This window comes from Lactiplantibacillus mudanjiangensis, assembly GCF_005405385.1.
In the GTDB taxonomy this organism is placed as follows: domain Bacteria; phylum Bacillota; class Bacilli; order Lactobacillales; family Lactobacillaceae; genus Lactiplantibacillus; species Lactiplantibacillus mudanjiangensis.
Genome location: NZ_BJDY01000004.1, coordinates 497,221 through 516,913, shown reverse-complemented (window position 1 = coordinate 516,913; position 19,693 = coordinate 497,221). Strand labels below are relative to the sequence as shown.

Annotated in this window: 21 protein-coding genes; 1 reads left to right on the top strand and 20 read right to left on the bottom strand. The window is 36.0% G+C overall.

The genetic code is table 11. The features are described 5' to 3' along the window. Positions 1-139: 139 nt before the first annotated feature. From FFM84_RS10720 to FFM84_RS10685, 8 genes are all read right to left on the bottom strand, one after another. The gene (locus tag FFM84_RS10720; RefSeq protein ID WP_130845249.1) at positions 140-1,081 is read right to left on the bottom strand and encodes an ADP-ribosylglycohydrolase family protein; all 942 of its coding nucleotides are present in this window, start codon (positions 1,079-1,081) and stop codon (positions 140-142) included. 14 nt (positions 1,082-1,095) lie between these two features. Continuing rightward, entirely contained in the window at positions 1,096-1,401 is a 306-nt protein-coding gene (locus FFM84_RS10715; RefSeq protein ID WP_130845329.1) for a hypothetical protein, read from the bottom strand. 149 nt (positions 1,402-1,550) lie between these two features. Further along, positions 1,551-1,784, bottom strand: a complete 234-nt coding sequence (locus tag FFM84_RS10710) for a type II toxin-antitoxin system RelB/DinJ family antitoxin (RefSeq protein ID WP_130845248.1) — start codon at positions 1,782-1,784, stop codon at positions 1,551-1,553. Positions 1,785-1,910: 126 nt separating this feature from the next. Continuing rightward, positions 1,911-2,516, bottom strand: a complete 606-nt coding sequence (locus FFM84_RS10705; RefSeq protein ID WP_130845247.1) for a hypothetical protein — start codon at positions 2,514-2,516, stop codon at positions 1,911-1,913. Further along, positions 2,506-3,900, bottom strand: a complete 1,395-nt coding sequence (locus FFM84_RS10700; protein WP_130845246.1) for an AAA family ATPase — start codon at positions 3,898-3,900, stop codon at positions 2,506-2,508. Before FFM84_RS10700 ends, FFM84_RS10705 begins: the two co-directional genes overlap by 11 nt. A gap of 166 nt (positions 3,901-4,066) precedes the next feature. After that, entirely contained in the window at positions 4,067-4,906 is an 840-nt protein-coding gene (locus FFM84_RS10695) for a DUF8370 family protein (RefSeq protein ID WP_130845245.1), read from the bottom strand. Positions 4,907-5,456: 550 nt separating this feature from the next. Continuing rightward, positions 5,457-6,062, bottom strand: a complete 606-nt coding sequence (locus tag FFM84_RS10690) for a hypothetical protein (protein WP_130845244.1) — start codon at positions 6,060-6,062, stop codon at positions 5,457-5,459. Positions 6,063-6,250: 188 nt separating this feature from the next. Next, positions 6,251-6,997: a hypothetical protein gene (locus FFM84_RS10685; RefSeq protein WP_130845243.1), complete on the bottom strand. Its 747-nt coding sequence runs from the start codon at positions 6,995-6,997 to the stop codon at positions 6,251-6,253. 266 nt (positions 6,998-7,263) lie between these two features. On the opposite strand from FFM84_RS10685, the gene FFM84_RS10680 reads away from it, so the two are divergent. After that, entirely contained in the window at positions 7,264-7,809 is a 546-nt protein-coding gene (locus FFM84_RS10680) for a sigma-70 family RNA polymerase sigma factor (protein ID WP_130845242.1), read from the top strand. Between the two features lie 150 nt (positions 7,810-7,959). Here the strand turns inward: FFM84_RS10680 and rfbD are convergent, their stop codons facing one another. From rfbD to FFM84_RS10620, 12 genes are all read right to left on the bottom strand, one after another. Then, complete coding sequence (gene rfbD / locus FFM84_RS10675; RefSeq protein WP_130845241.1) at positions 7,960-8,802, bottom strand: dTDP-4-dehydrorhamnose reductase; 843 nt, start codon at positions 8,800-8,802, stop codon at positions 7,960-7,962. 65 nt (positions 8,803-8,867) lie between these two features. Further along, a complete protein-coding gene (gene rfbB / locus FFM84_RS10670) occupies positions 8,868-9,896 on the bottom strand; it encodes a dTDP-glucose 4,6-dehydratase (protein ID WP_130845240.1) in 1,029 nt (342 codons plus the stop codon). A gap of 9 nt (positions 9,897-9,905) precedes the next feature. Continuing rightward, positions 9,906-10,487, bottom strand: coding sequence for a dTDP-4-dehydrorhamnose 3,5-epimerase (gene rfbC, locus FFM84_RS10665; protein WP_130845239.1), 582 nt, complete (start codon positions 10,485-10,487; stop codon positions 9,906-9,908). Between the two features lie 2 nt (positions 10,488-10,489). After that, positions 10,490-11,359 (bottom strand): glucose-1-phosphate thymidylyltransferase RfbA, encoded by an 870-nt coding sequence (gene rfbA, locus FFM84_RS10660; protein WP_130845238.1) that lies wholly within the window; start codon positions 11,357-11,359, stop codon positions 10,490-10,492. Between the two features lie 81 nt (positions 11,360-11,440). Further along, a complete protein-coding gene (locus FFM84_RS10655; protein ID WP_130845237.1) occupies positions 11,441-12,946 on the bottom strand; it encodes a lipopolysaccharide biosynthesis protein in 1,506 nt (501 codons plus the stop codon). Positions 12,947-12,958: 12 nt separating this feature from the next. Then, positions 12,959-13,816, bottom strand: a complete 858-nt coding sequence (locus FFM84_RS10650) for a glycosyltransferase family 2 protein (RefSeq protein ID WP_130845236.1) — start codon at positions 13,814-13,816, stop codon at positions 12,959-12,961. A 16-nt stretch (positions 13,817-13,832) separates the two neighbouring features. Then, on the bottom strand, positions 13,833-14,939 hold the full coding sequence (locus tag FFM84_RS10645; protein WP_130845235.1) for an EpsG family protein: 1,107 nt from the start codon (positions 14,937-14,939) through the stop codon (positions 13,833-13,835). A 15-nt stretch (positions 14,940-14,954) separates the two neighbouring features. Further along, a complete protein-coding gene (locus FFM84_RS10640) occupies positions 14,955-15,956 on the bottom strand; it encodes a glycosyltransferase family 2 protein (protein ID WP_130845234.1) in 1,002 nt (333 codons plus the stop codon). Beyond that, complete coding sequence (locus FFM84_RS10635; protein ID WP_130845233.1) at positions 15,953-17,179, bottom strand: CDP-glycerol glycerophosphotransferase family protein; 1,227 nt, start codon at positions 17,177-17,179, stop codon at positions 15,953-15,955. Before FFM84_RS10635 ends, FFM84_RS10640 begins: the two co-directional genes overlap by 4 nt. Positions 17,180-17,196: 17 nt before the next feature. Continuing rightward, positions 17,197-18,135, bottom strand: a complete 939-nt coding sequence (locus tag FFM84_RS10630; RefSeq protein WP_130845232.1) for a GT-D fold domain-containing glycosyltransferase — start codon at positions 18,133-18,135, stop codon at positions 17,197-17,199. Between the two features lie 31 nt (positions 18,136-18,166). Next, positions 18,167-19,012, bottom strand: a complete 846-nt coding sequence (locus FFM84_RS10625) for a glycosyltransferase (protein WP_130845231.1) — start codon at positions 19,010-19,012, stop codon at positions 18,167-18,169. Next, complete coding sequence (locus tag FFM84_RS10620) at positions 19,009-19,692, bottom strand: sugar transferase (protein WP_130845230.1); 684 nt, start codon at positions 19,690-19,692, stop codon at positions 19,009-19,011. The genes FFM84_RS10625 and FFM84_RS10620 overlap by 4 nt, the downstream gene beginning before the upstream one ends. Between the last annotated feature and the right edge of the window lies 1 nt (position 19,693).

The window sequence follows — 19,693 nt, the reverse complement described above, 5'->3', positions numbered from 1 at the left end:
TAACCTAATTTATTAAATTCTTAACATTAGTTTCAAGGGAATTTAAGCAAGCAAAAACGCGGCTAATTGGTATTAGTCGCGTTTTTATTGTTAATACTATAATAATTTTAAAGTTCAAACAATCTTTTGTGAGCTATTACTAAGTCATTGTCACTCGCGCCACAAATGGCCTGATCAATTCATCCGCAATCTCACCATGATTTAGCGCTTGGGCCCACGCTAGCGGTACCATCGCTGCGGGATGAACCGCCGTAAACAAACTGGCACTGATGGTCGCAATCGTATCCGTGTCGCCACCGAGATTAGCTGCCAACTGAATGGCTGCTGATAGCTCAGTACTGTTGAGATTTACCCAAACGGCCGCTTCCAAGGTGTCCACCACATACGCTGTTGAACGAATCGCTGTCCGTGGCAATTGACCGAAGCCAGATTGCCATAACCGTTTAAATGCTGGCCATTCGTTCAAAATAGCCGACTGTTTTTGTAACGCCACCGGTAAAACCGTCGCAGCTGTCTTTAATGCTTGTGACCAAGTGGCGCCGTTCAGTAAGGCATGCAACAATTCCAAATAAATATCACTGGCTAAAATCGCACGCGGATGGCGGTGAGTCAAACACGTATAATCGTGAGTTAGTTGCAACCGTTTCGTTAAGCTCGGCTCATCAGCTAACACAATTGCTAACGGTGCCAATCGCATCAAAGCCCCGTTACCATTACTCAGCTCATCATCACTACCCGCCTTGGTCGGTTCAACTTGATCGTGAACATAGCGCTGAATCGCCACGCGACAAGTCTGTCCCATTCCGAATACATTGCCAGTGGGCGTGTAGGCACCTTTAAACATATAGGCTGCGAAGCGTTCCATTAAATCCGCATAAGTCCCACCAACCGTTAAATGATCGATTAATGCTAGTGACATCGCCGTATCGTCTGACCAACTGCCGACCGGTTGGTGCCAAACACCGCCACTCGTCATAGTCGTGACCTGATACGTATCGCGGCGTTGCCCTTCAACTGGCACACCAAAAGCATCGGCGACCATTGCTGCCACTAACATATTCCGAATATGCTGTGCTTGCATCGTTATCACCTCACTTAAATGTCACATGCCAACCGCGTGAGTTTGGATGTTTCTTTTTGAACGTTATAAATTTCAACAATGATACTGTTACCGACCGGATGCCAATCAATCGCTTTGACCAAATTGCGCATAAATGTCCGCGTGATCTGCGTTTTAATTGAAATCCCGCTACGCTCCACGTCATCATAGAAGATGACCCGTTGATCTAACTTATCGACTTTAAAGTAGTAATAAGCATAGTGTTCTGTGCCGCGTTGCAGTATTAAATGGTATGAAAAATTGTAGTCCGCTGGGAAAACTTGAATACCATTGTCGTCCATCGTCGTTAACATCCTTTGTGTGTTGGATTTTTGTCTGTTGGTGCCTTCTGTTGTTATTGTACCGTGAATGTTAGCGGAATAGTACCAGGTAACGGAAAATACTCTTTAAAAACTTAGTAATTACACAATTTGGCACAAATTAAGCAATCTCAGTCCCCAGTTATCTTTTTAAAACGCCGATTAAGTTCTTCCTGATTAGCTTTACTATAAAATGGATCTTCAATCTCAAACGGCAAACCACCTTCAGCGATACTCTTCTTAATGAAGATGTTAATGGCCGTTGAGAGATCAAGGCCTAAATCATCAAATAGTTCCATGGCCCGCTGCTTTTCTGTTAAGGTGACTTCGGCAGAAATTGTCACTTTTTTTCCAATATTTGACATAAACTTCACCTCATAAATACGGTAACACCGCTTAGATGCATTGGGTACGAATTAGACCTCATAATGTTTGGTACTAAAAAAGGCCATCAAAGTTAACATTCAACTTTGGCTGGCCTTTTAGCTTGCTTAAATTAAACTAGGTTCATCGGTTAACGTGACACAGTTTCTTGTTCGTCCCATTTTTTGCTTAAAAGCTGTTATATCAACTTTTTTAACTCTAGGACTATCTAGCGTTAACAAGAAATGATCACCTTTCTCCTCAAACCTGGCACCTTTCACATGTCGAGACATTCCACGGTTACGTCTAGGGATAAAAATCACAATATTATATACTGCTAACTGACTAATACGATCTAACAACTTGTCATCACTAGCCGCAACCAACCATAATAAATGTCGTAACCATTGCAATCCACCAATAAATTGTGGTTTAGGCGTCGCATTACCAATATGCTTAACATATTTCACTTCAAACTGATAAATATTATCATCAATAACGGTACAGTCATTATCTTTTCCCGCTGCTCGATCATGACCATTTAAATAGTGAGCCGCTTTCTTAAAATCTTCCAATCGAAATGCCACCGCATGATCACTATCAACAATAAAACTTAGATCAAATTCATAATCTTCTTCATGAATGGATTGAATCAAACGCTTATCCTTACTTTGCTGTTGATAAACTTCGTCTGAAATCACTTGATTAAATCGGTTGAAGTAATCATCTTTCATGTTGATCACCAGATTTATTTGCCAGCTTTTCCATTAAGTCATAATACTCATCATTTATAGCATCCGTGGTAGCATCGAAGTTATCTAAGTTGCTTTGTTCATCACTGATGTCACCTAAATCTTCAATCGTACCATCTTTAAACTGATAGACTGAAACGCTCTCTGCTGTCTCAGGATGACCTTCAAGCTTAGATTTCAACATATTATTTATCAAAGCTTTAACAAGATAATCACTATGTGTTGATAATACCGTATTAATTGCAGATGGAATTAAAGTATATAACACATCTATAATATCTTTTTGTCGTGCAGCATGTAAGTTCATTTCGGGTTCATCAATAAACAATGTCGAACCTTCCTTAAGATTTTTCAAAAACAAGTCTATCCCAAACAAAGATTTTAATGAAGAAGATAGCAAATTAAAAGTAAGCTCTGATCTCTGTTCCTTAGTATCCGATAAATTATAAGCCAATGTATTCGTATCACGATTATAAGTAAATTCTCCAGGTATCAGACGTTTGATAATCTCAGCCGTATCAACGGATACAAATAGAGACAAATCTTGTTTTTGTCCCGAACTACTTATTGAGCTCAAAGCATTATTGATAAACTTCAAATAAGCTTCAATTGGATACGGATAACGTTCAACATAATTTGTTTTCTCATCAACTATATGGCTGGGATTTCGAAAAATATCATTTATTATTTGATTATTTAATTGAGTTCTAAAAACATTGATACCAATTCTTTCAGCTGGCATATAAAAACTTGAACTTGGGTCCAAAATAATTTCTTTAATAATACCATTCACCGACGAAGTAAATTCATTGATCATAGAATTATCAATATCGTTAATTTCTATACCCTCATAGGTTGCTACAAGACTACTACTTAATTCATCTAGTTCTACTCGAACAATATTATAGTTTTTCTTATTAAGGCCACCTACATTATTGAAGTCATTAAAATCATTCAACCTCCATCGGCTACCAGCCAAAGCATTTGATTGAAACTGTTTTTCATCAACATCAGCTTTCTCAATTTCTATTTTAGTTTTCCCTTTAACATAAACCTCTGAATCCCGAAAAAAGTTCACAAAATAATCGCTATTAGAATTCAACTCATTAAACTCTGCTAATACTTGCTCCCTTACCTTTTCAGCACATGTATCAACTGGCAGTATTAATTGTTTATCTGTTAATAGTTTTTTAGTATCCTTTGTTGAAACAACATCAGGTTTAAAACTCGTTTCAAGCCAATTTCTAAATGCAAATAAACTATACGCAGCTAATGTCTTCCCCATCCCGTTGGCACCAACAAGAACAGTCATTCGATTCATTTTTATCCTTGCATCTTTAATTGGACCCAAATTTTGTATTCTCATTACACATTCTCCGTTCAAGAAGTCAGCTCTTTATAACTATTTTATCGTGAATGAATCGGTTATGACAACATTTTCAAAAATTTCTACCTAATAAAAAAACACTTACCGCATGGTCAAAATTAGAACCACACAACAAGTGCTTTATAAAATTAACTAAATTTCTTACTCAGGCAAATAATCCAATTCGATGCAAGTATTCTTCAAGAAGCACAGGATCGCTTTTGATATTTTCCAGAGCGTACTTTTTGTATTTATCAACACCGAGAGGATCAATCTCACTTTTAATTAAATCCTGCTTACTGGCTTTCTTTCCCTCAAGTTTCAACTGTTCCTGTCTAGCTGTTAGAATCGTTTTTTTCACAAAATCAATTGCACTGAAATTATACGATTCAACTACACACTCGACTGGAATTAAAATAATCGTTCTGCCAGAATTATCAATCGGTAATTCCGCCACTTTTTCCTTCCAAGTCTTTTTCTGAACATCATAATACTTAATGGTCTGTTTACCTGGCATTTTAACTTTTTCTTCACGACACACCGCTTGCGTAAAATGTACCAACTGTAAACTAATTAAATTAGTTATTAAATCAGATAAACGATCAGGTCCGAAATCAGGTGCCAACAGTGCAATAACTTGAATTCTACCTTCGACTGCCTGTAAATTAAGATCAGATTTAATAACTGTCAACATTACATCATTTAAGATCTTCCAGCTTGTTCCCCGACCTTTAGACGGATTAATTCCATATCCGATTCTAGTCGCATTAACTTCTTTTGGAATTGCAAGCAGCTTTGCAGCAGCTTTCACATTTCCATTCGCATAAAGTGCAAAAACATCCGCTAAAAAGTTCTTAATTTGTAACGTTGCCGCTTTAGCATCGAAATTTACACCGTGATAGTTCTTAAACAAATCGGGGTTGATAAATCTTCGTTCATCCTGATCCAACCGAGCATTATAGTACTCCTGATCATTAGAATCAGAAGAATTATTAAAATGTTCCATATTTCGACTCCACCTTAATTTAAAGGAATTTGTAAAAAGTCCCCGGGTGGAACACTTTAACGTATGTAATTTCAAATTTGAAATTACATACGTTAAATGGTAATATACTAAATGTGTATTATGTGTATAATATAATTTACCAATTGTCATGTTAAAATGACAAGATGTTCCACCCCATCGAATAGGGCCAACTATTCGATGGGGCTTTTCACATATAGTAATACTATCACTTATAGTTACGTTAATCAACCTATCAAATAGCCTCAAAAGGAACAGCAGCCTTTCTAAGGCACTTTATCTACTTTTAGTAGTATCATACCAAACAAGCTTATAAACGATTTGTCGCATTTTTGCAACGTTTTTTAACTTTCAGTCAAGTATTCCAAGCAAAGAATATTGTCACCATCTACTTAGATTTCACTATATTCATCACAAAAATCAAATAATTTTTTAATAGCTTACTTTAGCATGTTCCTTCGATATGTCCTTTCATAATAAAAAAAGATTCCGACATGCCGCCAAAATCTTTTCCAATAATCACTTTGCTATTCTATCCCGCAACAGCCGCCAACACCGCTGCCTTAGCACTATCAGCTTGCCACCGACCTTGCCCAGCCCCACTGTTAGTACCCGAATAATGGGCCACCTTATAGACCGAATGCTGACTGTATTTGCTTAACGTCTCATAGGCCGCCTTGCCCATCGCAATTAACTTAGCATCTTTCGACACACCTAATTCATCTAGATGGTGTTCTAACGCCGCCACCTGTAATTGACCAACTTTAATCTTGCGACTGTCACTTTCAATCGTGCCATCTAAGTCAGTCATCAAGGCACCCCAAACTTCAGTCCCATAAACGGCCGCTGCCATCCGATAATCCAGGCTCTTCTTGGCACCATGGAAATTCAAAAATGGCACATCGCTTTTCCGTTCAACCGCTGCATTGCCTGGGTTCAAACCAACTAACACATACTTGGTACTAGCCACAGCTTCTTTCAAATCACTAGGTAATTGTTCACTTGGAAAATGATTCTCCTGATAAGCTTCACCAAACAAAGCTTCAACCGCTTTGGCATCTTTCCCCCGAATCTCATCATCTGCTGGCGTATTCCAAAGTGCCCAACTATCCAATTCATTAAATGGTAATTTTAACATTCTAAAACTTCCCTTCACGTTTACTCACACAGCCATCAAATCACCTTACCCGTGCTTAGCAACGCTATTCTAGCACAACACCCCGACACCACTTGTCGTTTTACCAGTTCAATCAAAAATAATTCATTTTGACAACAAAAAAACGTCAGCTACTCCCCTAGCTAACGCCTAAGCCTTTATCAAAATTATCACACCCGAACCACAAAGTAATCCGCCAATGTCTCTTCTAAATCATGATGATCCAGTGGCGCATCATAACAAACCACATTCAAATGTTGGCTAAAATTCCGATAACTCGCTTGCACTAGTTCCGGCGCTAATCGCTGACCACCGATAGCGCCGCCATAATTAAAGCGATCATAGTACGCGCGATCCGCAGCTAAACGCTGTTGTAATACTTTGGCCCGTTGAACTTGATGTCCCAACGCTCGTTTTGAAACCGGTAACGCTAAATGCAACCCATTCCACAACTGTAGTAGCGTTCCAGTGCCCGTCGGCAAAGTCGTAGCAAAATTAAATTGATGCGCCCCAAACCAATGACGCCCGGCAAAATGACGAAACGTCATCGGAATAAACTGCATATCCCCACAAATCAACGGTAACTTAAATGGCGTTAATCCCAAACTATCCACTAGTTCGCGTAATTGTTGTTGCGCTCCGAAACGTAACTTTAACGCGACTTGTCGCATCAATTGTGGCACGGTTTGGATCGTGCTGATGATGCCCCGCTGACTATCTAGGATCACCGCATTGACCTCTACTGCTAACTGACTCGTGTCAAGCACAAAGAAAGTCTGTAAATAGTCCACTTGCGCCCCATCTAATCGTTCGCTTCGACTGACTAGTCCAGCTAAATCAGTTAGATCATAGCTTGTCTCTGTTGCTGGCCATTGTTGTTTATTGCGGTAACGCCGAAAATCATACTTTGTATCCATGTTGCTGACTCCTTTATTTGCCTGGCTTGCTCGTCATCTTCATTCATTATAAATTAGTTAAACACTTATCATTTTTATAGATTGCCTTAATCATTTAAAAATTGCAACTTTAAAGTTCCAAAATCCTACCAATGCTACAAATTGTATCCTTTTAGTTCGTTTTTTAGCCAATTTAGGCGTTTTTGTGAGTCGTTTGCTTGGTTAGCATCCGGCTATACTGAATGCAACCTTGGCCGAGGTAAATACATCTCACAAAGGATAATGCTATGCGAACTGATCGTTTTGAAAATAAAGCAGCTTTTGACCTCTTAGCCCAACCTGAACACCAACGACTACTCTATGGTGCTCTAAAAGCCGCTAACGTCACCCGTGGACATGCCCACTTTGATGATTGCGTCACCGTGGCACATTTGACTTGGTTGTCGGCTTACCAGAACTTTGAACCAGATTTACCCGCTAATCTCGCCGACTTTCGGAAGTTTGCCTTTCGTCGGATTAAATGGCGAACCGTGGATTACTTGCGGAAACAAACGTTGCGGACTAACCATCAAGTTCCACTGGATCATGCGGTGGATATGAGCATCGTGCCGATGCAAGCGCGCGAACAACATTGGGAGTTGACCGATTTGTTGACTGAACTGCTCGATCAATGTAAACCAGGCGAACGAATTTATCTGACCGAGTTCTTTTTGGAAGAACAAACTGTCGCCGACATTATGCGCACTCATGGCGTTAGCCGGCGGACTGTTTATAATTGGCGAGCTAGTTTGCTGATGAAGGCTAGTGAGCTGTATCAACAAAATAATCACTGAATATAAAAACTACGATTAAATACCAACTAAAACGGTATTTAATCGTAGTTTTACATATTCGAATCCTAAAATAGAAACACTAAAGATAAATAAATGGCACCGAATCCATTCAAAATGACCAGATACTATTCGAAAAAATATAAGAATCGATTATTTAATTGATTCTAAAAAATCAGACAAAGCTTTTTGCCAAGTAGGAATCACAAAACCAGTATTCTTGGCCTTATCCAAACTCATAATTGAATGTCGTGGACGATAGGCTTTTTGTGGAAATTCGTCTGACGTAACTGGTTTAACTGTCACATTAGTATCCTTTAAAATCTCACAAGCAAAATCATACCATGTGGCTTCGTTATCATTACTTAATTGGTACGTGCCAAATGGTGCTTTAACATCCAACAAATGAATCATAAACTCAGCTAAAGTCCGAGTCCAGGTTGGCCGACCGATCTGATCATTAACCACTGTCAACGTATCGTGAGTCTTCGCCAAGTTCTGCATCGTAAATACAAAGTTATGGCCAAATTCACCAAACACCCAACTGGTTCGAACAATATAGTACTTGGCGCCACTTTCACGCACAGCTTGTTCTCCAGCCCACTTAGCACGCCCATACTCGTTCTTTGGATTGGCTGGATCATCTTCAAGATAATAACCTTCTTTAGTCCCATCGAAAACATAATCCGTTGAAATATAAACCAGTTCAATGTCATGTGATTTAGCGGCTTCAGCTAAGTTTTTAGTGCCATCAACATTAACAACCCAGTTAAGTTCTTTGCCTTCATCTTCAGCCTTATCAACAGCCGTATAAGCCGCAGCATCTAAAATAACAGTTGGTTGAATTTCTTTGATTTTTTCATCAATCTTATCACGATCCGTAATATCCAAATCTTCAACCGTTAAAGGCACATAATCCCACTTAACTTCATTCAAAAGTTTTTGTAGTTCTTGTCCTAATTGACCACTAGCGCCAACAATCATTGCTTTAACCATTAACTTTTCCTCCTAAAAAAACAAGAGAACTGTCCAGCGACACTTCTCTCGTTAACACTTACTGTTTATTGACCGTTTTTAGCATAATTGGCTTCAACCGCAGATTTATCTGCTTTCCACCAGTCTTCATGCTCTTGATACCACTTAATTGTATCAGCTAAACCAGAACGAAAATCAGTAAATTCTGGTTGCCAACCGAGTTCTGTCCGTAACTTAGTTGAATCAATAGCATACCGTAAGTCATGCCCGGGACGATCCATTACAGTATCATAGGCATCTTTAGGTTGATCCATCAATTCAAGAATCATTTCAAGAACGTCTTTATTGTTCATTTCGCCATCAGCACCAATCAAGTAAGTTTCACCGATTTCACCCTTAGTTAAAATCGTCCAAACGGCAGCTGAATGGTCATTAGTATGAATCCAATCACGCACATTCTTACCAGTACCATAGAGTTTTGGTCGAATTCCACTTAAAATATTGGTGATTTGACGTGGAATGAACTTCTCAATATATTGATAAGGCCCATAGTTATTTGAGCAATTTGAAATGGTTGCTTGTAGACCGAACGAGCGGACCCAGGCACGCACTAACAAGTCACTGCTAGCCTTACTTGAAGAGTAAGGACTAGATGGCTTATATGGGCTCGTAGGCGTGAATTTCTCGCCAACGCCTTCGCCATGACCTGGCAAATCTTCTCGTAATGGTAAATCACCATAAACTTCATCAGTTGAAACATGATGGAATCGTTTATTATACTTTTGCGCCGCTTGAATCAATGTGTAAGTCCCAATAATATTCGTTTCCATGAATGGCCATGGATCTTTTAATGAATTGTCATTATGACTTTCCGCAGCATAGTGCACGACGGCATCTGTTTGTTGCATTAATTCATCAACTAATGGCGCATCGCAGATATCACCAACAACTAACTTAACCCGATCACCTAAAATATCAGCAATATTGGCTTTATTACCGGCATACGTTAACTTGTCTAAAACCGTAATATTAACTTCTGGATGATGGTTATAAACATAATGAACAAAGTTAGAACCGATAAACCCGGCCCCACCTGTGATTAATAGATTTCTCATAACGACTCCTTAAATTTCACCATAAACAAATGGATTGTCTTTTTCGAATTCTGCAAAAGTTGGTTGTTTAGCATCCTTTTCAGAAGTAATCGCCTGATCAAAATCAATTGGCCAGTTAATGTTCAAATCTTTATCCATGAAAGTAATCCCACCATCGGCACTGCCGTCATAGTAGTTATCACACTTGTATAAGAAGTTAACATTATCTGTCAAAGTAACAAACCCATGGGCAAAGCCACGTGGTACTAATAATTGACGATGATTACTTTCAGAGATAATGTAACCTTCCCATTGTTTGTAAGTAGGTGAACCTTTACGAACATCGACAATAACATCTAAAACAGCCCCAGTAACGACCCGAATAAGCTTCGTTTGCGCAGCCTTACCACGTTGGAAATGTAATCCCCGTAAAACACCTGCTTCCGCAGATAACGATTGGTTATCTTGAATGAAATCAAAATCAATACCAGCCGCTTTAAAATCACGATCAGAATAGGTTTCCGTAAAGAACCCTCGCTTGTCACCAAAGACCGCTGGTTCAATAATTTTAACATCTTGTAACTTAGTTGTTGTTACTTTTAACTTACCCAAAATTATGCCCTCCCAATTAATCTAAGCAAATATTGACCGTAATCATTTTTCTTTAATGGTTGAGCTAACTCATACACTTTATCTGCATTAATATAGCCCATACGATAAGCAACCTCTTCCAAACATGCCACTTTTAAATTCTGGCGCTTTTGAACAGTTGCAATGAAGCTGCTTGCTTCCTGCAATGAATCATGAGTCCCTGTATCTAACCAAGCAAAACCACGACCCATTAATTCAACATCGAGTTCACCTCGTTCGAGATAAACTTTATTAATATCTGTGATTTCAAGTTCGCCACGATCTGACGGTTGAATATGTTCTGCAATATCAACAACTTGATTGTCGTAGAAATACATTCCCGTAACAGCATAGTTGCTAGCTGGATGTTCTGGCTTCTCTACAATTGATTTTGCATGCATGTCTTTGTCAAAATCTACTACACCAAAACGTTCAGGATCATTAACATGATAGCCAAAGACAGTGGCACCTTTAGGCTTTTGACTAGCATGTTGCAACATGTTAGAAAGTCCACCACCATAATAGATATTATCACCCAAGATTAAGCAAACTGAATCATCACCAATAAAGTCTTTACCAATTATAAACGCTTCAGCAAGTCCATTTGGTTGATCTTGAATTGCATACGAAATGTTTAATCCCAAATTATGTCCATCATTGAACAAATCTTTAAAACGCGGCGTATCCTGTGGTGTTGATATGATCAAAATATCTTGAATCCCAGCCAACATCAAGACCGACATTGGATAATAAATCATTGGTTTATCATAAATAGGAATTAGTTGTTTAGATATTGATTTTGTAATCGGATACAATCGAGTACCCGAGCCCCCTGCCAAAATGATCCCTTTCATTTTAACTTTCCTCACTTTCAAAATCTATCAAGCATATTTTCTTTTAACTAAACAATATTCAAAAGCATTTACTTAAATCTCTTACCTTCTTAAAACTTTTAAAACTAATGTTCTAAAATCAGCTACAAAAATCAGCATTAGTCCATTAAAGATTAAACTAAATACTAAATAATAGCCAGCCAAAACAAAGACATTAGCAAAAAGAGATTTAGTAAAGTATATGATGATTAAACTCAATATGAATATACTATTAACAGCAAAAAAAGAATACCAGTATCGCTTCATATTGCTACGAAGCCCTGATTTAAATACAATAAGTGGCTCCCACCAAATATTGATAAGTAAGTTACTTGCAATTGTTCCCATAACAACACCCAGAATGGATAGATGACAAACTTTCACAAAAAAAATACTAAATATTAGATTAATACCTGCCTCAAACAAAGACTTATATCGCTGTTGCCAAAACAGAGAATGTGCAATTTGAAAAGTAATCGCAATTTGCCTTAATTGATTCTGAAAAAAAAGAAAAATAATTGCAAGTGTCGTTATATCTGCCAACTGATATTGAGATCCTACCCATATTTTTATGAAATCACTAAAAAAGAAGTACATTCCAAATGATATATTCATCAGTAGAATCGCATTCCCCCAGTATAATTGAAAAAATATTTTTTTTTCTTTTTCATAATTTTCTTCCGTACCCAAATTGCCGACTGAAGCCGTAATTGCAGATATTGCAGTATTCACCAAAGTAGTAAGTCCATTAATCACAGTAGTGTAATTTGTATAATTCCCCACAGTTGCTAAATTCACAAACATTGAGAGAACGACGTTATCAGTACTATTTAGTACTATTCCACCAAATTTTGCAGAAATCATACCAATTACATTCCGCTTAAGATCCCGGACTACATTAGCCGGGATCTTCGTACTTAAAGGACTAGCTAAATATGGATACAGCTTTTTACTTCGTATACCTAAAGAAAAATTTGAAAAAATAGTGGCCAATAATTGAATGACCAAATATACAATATAATTTAACCCTATGATTAACATTATAATTTGTAAAATTTGTTGTAAAAATAGAAAAACAAATTGGTTAATAGAGTTTATATACGCCTTTTGATCCGCGATCAACAGCGTTCTATTTACAACTAACATATATGTAGCCGCAGAATTTAAAAAATACAAACAAAAAGCAACCCTAGCACCTGCAGGCATTGCACCATTAATTAAACTTGGAAGAATTGCTGTCATAATCACACCAAAAAGCATGATTATTCCTATAATCCATCTATAGAAAACTTTTAATAGATGGATTAGCGCCTTAATCAGTTCAACATTATTATCTGCAAGTGGTTTGTACAACGATGATGAAATTGCCACACCAATACCTAATTCCGTAAAAGACATTAAATTCAATAAATTTTTGAATAAACTATCTAATCCCAAAAATTCATTTCCTAAATGTTGAATGAAAATACTTCTTACAATAAAAGACATTGCTAACGTTAAAAACTGAAATATCACACCATACAATGCATTCTTTTTACTGGCATAAGCACGTGTACCGTTTTTTTTCACTAACTCAGCTCCTCATCTATAAAACAGTCCATGTACAATACCTACAATAGCACATTTCATTTTTTTCATCTTTGGAAATGACATGACAAAGATTTCACGCAAATTTAGTAATTCACGTAAAAACATTCGGAACGGCGATCCAAATTCTGGATATCGTCTTCTAACGATCAATCTATTGCGATTAATATAATAGAGTCGCATAGACGAATGGTCAAAAAGCTCGTGTTTACTCAAAAAAAGCACTTTAGTCAGCCAACTATCTTTAATCTGACTTCCAATTTCATGTTGAAATTCAGCACTATTTACTCGATAAAGCTTATACCCATTTTTAACTAACCTATAATCAAAATCGAAATCAACATAATCAATAAATAACTCTTCATCAAATCCGTTAAGTTTTCTCCACGCATCCATCAATACCAAATTCCCTGATGAAATTTCTTCGTCAACTGCTTGAATATTGGGCCGTCTAACTTTTCTAATTTCTTTAATTTTTTTAGTATTCCATTTCAAGTCAACATACGCACCAGTGATAATTCCGGCATCATCAATTGGCATAATTTCTTTTAATTGATGAATATAATTATTGGGTACTATAGTGTCTTGATCCAAGGTTAACACCCATTCACAATTATCTTGACCTAAAACTTCAAATCCCACATTTTGTGCCTTGGCGATACCACGATTAGCATCCAATCTAAGCAAATTCACATTATCATATAAATTAATCAGCATGGAAATTGGTTCAAAATTATCAGAATGATTATCAATAACCTCGATCTGTATAACTTGCGTCGAAATAGCATCTAAAACTTGTCTTAATTGTTCAATATTAGGATTAAAAGTTACAATGACAGAACCAATTTTCATCTGATTACCTCCATGATCATTTTTTTATTTTTGCTAAATATGGTATTGAATCGTAGTAAACAGATCCCCAAATCGATGTATTTACATAGGTCGTAGATATTAACAGAGCCAGTATCAAAACGATTTTAGGTGCATTTTTAAAACTAATTACAAGAAACTTTTTATGTTCGATCACCATACAAAGCAATATTAATAAGAATAAAAAAGCATTTCTTGAAATTCTAGAATAATCTGGAGCTAAGACAATTAAAAATGCAACTGTCATGCTTACGCTACTACCGATAAACAATATTTTTAACTTATCTTTATTAATATCCAGACTACTTGCAGCGTTCAGCAACACCATTAACACTAGTGAATAAATTATTAGGGCTATCCACATAAAAACAATAATACGCGTACTGGTTCCTCTACCAAAACTATTAATAACGTTAGCTGCCGAATCACTTCTAGATGAAAACCTCGATAAAAAAGATGCAAGAACTTTAACGACTGAAGAATTACCTGCTACCGAAAAAATAAAACCTAGTCCGAATAAGGTAAATACTATATATTTATATAATCGATGCAGTAAAGCCATACTCATAAAATAAAGAATAACAAAACTCAAAAGAAAAATAAAACCCAGATCATGAAATTGTGTTGAGAACCACAGAATTAGAATTCCTAATAACTTTATTGATCGTTTTTTTTTCGTCAATAGCCCGGCTCCGAGGATAACCAAAGAAATCATCATTAAGTTTCTAATCTGGGTAGCATCATTAAAAAAAACTGTTAATCCGTATATACTCGCAAACAAAGCAATGTTTTTTATAAAAAGGCTAACACCCAAAAATAGTATTAGACACGCTAAAAAGGCAAAGCAAATCCTAAAACTCGCATAATCAAATCCATGATTAAAGAACAACAATGATAACTGAGTATATCCTTTTTCAAATGGTGATACTTCACTACCTAACAAATTGTAATGGTTCAAATATACTGGATAATCAATCGTAGTCAGAGGATTAGCAGCTCCAGCAAAGTATGCCAGCACCATTAATGCCAGAAAACCTAGCACTTTAGTTTTACTCAAAAATAGACTAGCTACAAGACAAATAATCATTGTACTGATATAAAGCACTTAAATTAACCTCCATTATAGTTTCCAGTTTCTATTTTCCCCCAGGTGACCGCTCATCCCATCTCTAACCGCCGCACACAATTGAAAGAGTCTCGATACACCATGCCTAGCAAAAATACCATACCTAATAAATCCAGCTAATATAAAAATAAATATATTAACATAAAATAATAATCCGTTAGTAGTCATCCTATTCTTTATTAAAAAAACATTATTCCTAATCTTGTACAAAAATCTTCCAGGATTATTGTTTACATCATAAAACAACTTATACCCTGACTCTGTTTTTCTACCGTTCTCGAACCATGAACTAGAGCTTTCACGTAATTTTAAATCGTAGCTCCGATAAATTTCATAGCCTTGTTCTCTAATGTTTAATGAAAAATCTGCATCATCTTCATAAACAAAGTAATCTACTTTCGGTATTTTAATAGTGGCCAAATCTTTTTTACAGATAAAAGTTCCTGCCCAAGGAATAAAAAAAGGATGCCCCAGATTATCCTTTCTCATAGTTACTGAATGTGTAAACCTTTGAAAAACTGAAAATCCAGCAATACTATTTTGATAATATTTGCTATTCTTATCAAATTTCTCTGAGACTGAGCCATCCCGTCCTTCACGAAACAGTGACCAAATATGACGTTGGACGCTATTTAATTTATTTTCAACAAAAATAAAATTTTTTTTGAACTGTGAATCTAAAATAACATCATCATCAAGAATTAATACGTAATCATTGTTACTAACCTTCGAATCCTTTAATACTAATTCTAATCCAGTTCGAAAACCAACTAAAGAACCTTGATTTACTTCAAAATCAAAAACATCAATTTTCTCTGTAGGAAAATCTTCAACAATGCACTGATGCAAGTCATATTCGCAACCATTATTAATTAAAAAAACTTTAGTAGTGCCACCTTTGAAAGCAGAATCTATTGTCCTAGATAGATTACTAAACCTTGCCTTTGATCCATAAGTAACAATAACAGTCACAAAAGATAAATTTTCTTTTTTCATTTTATTAATATATTAAACAGCCTTTCACAATTTTTTCTGTCATGCCATGTAAAAGTTTTTGAAATTCTATTCTTATACTTCTCTTCAATCCTAAAATCGATAAGACTTGCTCTCTCAATTTCATTTACTAAATCATTCTCTTCTGAATAGATCGGGCCAAATCCATCTTCATCATAGTCAAAATATCCTTGCTTGTATTGCCCCTCACGATATTCATTCAGATCAAATTGAAAATAAGCCGTACGCTTATATAAGTATGCAAAATCAAAAATGACACTTGAATAATCAGTAATCATCATTGAACAATTCGTCACTACATCACTAAACTTAGTTTCTTCAGTATTGATGGATTGTATTGTTTTCCCAGACAAATCAAAAAGATGGATTCTTTTTTGGATTTCATGGTGTGGAGGGAAAAAGTAAAGTTGCAACTTTTTTTCATGGAGTATCGTATCTAGTCTAGGATCATGTAAAAACGAATAGATAGTCTTATAATACGTAGATTGAACAAACGCCTCATCATCTACATCCGCTAGATAATATCTCCAAGTTGGCATGAATACAATATATTTTTTTTTAGAAGAAACCCGATTAGCCAGCAAAAAATCGTAACGAGCAAGTCCGGTTTTCACAACATCATTCAAAGGATACCCATATTTGGAAGAAGTCATCTCTCTATATTCATCCTCTGTTGTCGTTACGTAAAAATCAAACTTTGTTCTTTTATACTTTGTATTTTCAACCATATCATCTTTATTAACACCATGATTTAAAAATACAAATTTTTTTTCTGGAACTAACCAACCATAAGCCAATTTAAATTCTCTCCAATTAGCTCCAAAAAAAGGAATCGAATACCCATCATGAGTAGATAACACATACTTTGCAGACATGAACGCAACCTTATGCCTAAAAGAATTAGTTTCAACGGTTGGTCCTAAATTTCTTACATGATCAGCCGCGGCTGTTTGACCTGAAATATAGTAAATCGTATTGATCTCCGCATGCTCTTTAACCAAAAAACTAAAAAAGGCGAGACCATTATCTTTCGCATCATTTCCGGTCTCCCCAATAAGCCATATATTTTTTTTATAAAATTTTGAACTGATAAAAGCAGCTAAAACCACAGGAAACTGTATAATCATTAAAAATATTTTTATATTATCTTTCAGTTTTATATTTCTTTTAATCTTATAAATAATCTTTGATTTCAGTCTATTCATAGGTGAACTTTTCTCCGTTAATAATTAATCACACTGAAAATTTCGTTTTTATATTTCGAATCTGTATTAGAGCTATATCCAGCTCCGCCTGACATTTCATTATCATAACGATCTTTAATTTCAACTCTGTCATATGATCCCTTTTGTAAATATTCATACTGCAAATCAAAATGACCAATATCAATGGACTGAACTTTAACACTATAATCATTCGCTAAAACCGTTGCTGTTGGGCCTAGTGCAATTAAGATAACTACATTTTCCAAGTCATCTTGAAGTGAAATAAATTCATCAATACTAGCTCTTATTTCCTCAATCCTATCATAGGCATTGGCCGCAGGTGCAATAATTCTTGAAACTGAACGTGCATTTTTCAATAAATCATTGCCACTTCCAAAGCGTGTTCCACTTCCTTCTACAATCAAAACATTCTTATTCTGCCAAATTTTTTTTATACCATCGATAACTAAGTGGATTTCTTTTCTATCATCTAGTTCAGTTATTACACGAGTAAAGCTAGCATCTAGATACTTTTTATGAGCAGTCCAACTTTGAAATTGCTGAATATCCCTATGTTTTCTCACAACATAAGACCACCAAAATGTTTTTACTCGAAATCGGTCTATTTTAGTACTATTATATCCATGCGGTATAGCAACCTGTACAAAACGATCGTTATCTTCTTTTAACACTTTTTTTAAATCATTACTTAATTGCTCATTGTATGCTTGAAATCCAGTACCCTTGCTCCTAAAAATGATATTAAATTCTCCGTCTCCAAACCTGGTTACAGAATTTTTTTTACTACTTATTTTTTTTACCGTTTCTAATGGGGAACTAACCTCGAACTTTTCCTTTGATACATAATATAAATAAGGGAAAAAATAGATGATACGGACATAAGATAAAATCATTTGAATGATTTTATTTTTTTTTAAAGATCTCAAAAGTTTCATTTTAAACTCTTTCTCAAAATATTATACTTATCTAATAAAGTTGATTTTTGCGCAAAACTTTCTTATACAGGAACATTCGGAAACGACTTGAAGAAAGCCCCACAATGGTACCTACACTCAGAGTAATAATAAAATGGCGAAAAGAGATAAGTTTATCTCGATAAAAGGACCATCTTGCTATTGCATTTTGTCTAACATACTTTACTCCGCCACGTCTCTTTTGCAGACTACTCGTTCTGGCAGCCACCAATATTTGTGGTAAATTAGCCACCCCATCACTTTGACGCTTTAACACTCTGAGCCATAAATCGTAATCCTCAAATCCCACAATATCACGATACCCATGCATTTCTTTTTTTATAAAATCTCTTCTAAACATAACTGTCATATGATTTAATGGATTTCTTGTTTTTGAAAACCTTTTAATTTGATCCGAATGTATTGGAACATTCCTACTTCCATTGGGGTGCTCCCAAGTATCTGTAAATTCTTGAATTTGCGCACCCAACACTTTAACCTTTTTTTCTTGTTGAAAAAAAAGAGTTTGTAGTTCAATCCGATTTGAAATTGCATGATCATCACTATCCATACGTGCAATTAAAGGGTACTCACAAACAAGTAGTCCCGCATTCAAAGCATTGCCTAAACTAACCTGCTGATTGAGCTTAACGATAGTTATATTAACAAAATCCTTAAACTCCTCAAAAAAATCATTTAAAACTTTGTCTAGATCCCGTCCCAATTCACCATCTCTAACAATGACAAATTGTCGTGGAATATATGTTTGATTAATCATACTATTCAGTGCTTCACGAAAATTTTTAGGGCTTTCAAGATTGTATACAGACATTAATACTGAAACATTCGCAAATTTCACCGTGCACCTTCCCCTGTAAAAACAATTTTCACAGTACCGATGAGTAATTTGATGTCAAACCAAAGTGAATAATGTTCAATATAATAATTATCTAATTTACATTTTTCTTCCGGTGTAATATCATACCCACCGTTAATTTGAGCATAGCCCGTTATTCCAGGAATAATCCGCAAACGTTGAGGGAAATCTACAAATTCTTGACTAAACTGTTCAGTCAAAATTGGCCGCTCCGGACGTGGACCTACGAGGCTCATATCCCCCTTCAAGACATTCAAGAATTGTGGCAATTCATCAATACGCGTCTTACGCATAAAACGCCCAACAGGCGTGATTCTAGCATCATTTTTACGAGCCCAAACTGCTCCAGTTCTTGCTTCCGCATCCTGATACATAGAACGTAATTTGATTAATTTAAAATTTTTACCCATTAGACCAACTCGTTCTTGTCTATAAAAAGCTGGTCCTGCAGACGTAATTTTAACTGCTATTGCAAAAATAATAATTAACGGACTACTCAACACAATTCCGACCAGTCCAACACACAAATCAAAAACCCTTTTAACAATCAAGCCACGTCCAGATACTGGAGTTCCTATTTTGTTGATAAACTTATAATTAGATTGAACTGTCAATTTTTCACCAACTTTAACAGGTTGCTTAATGACTTCGACTTGTCGCATG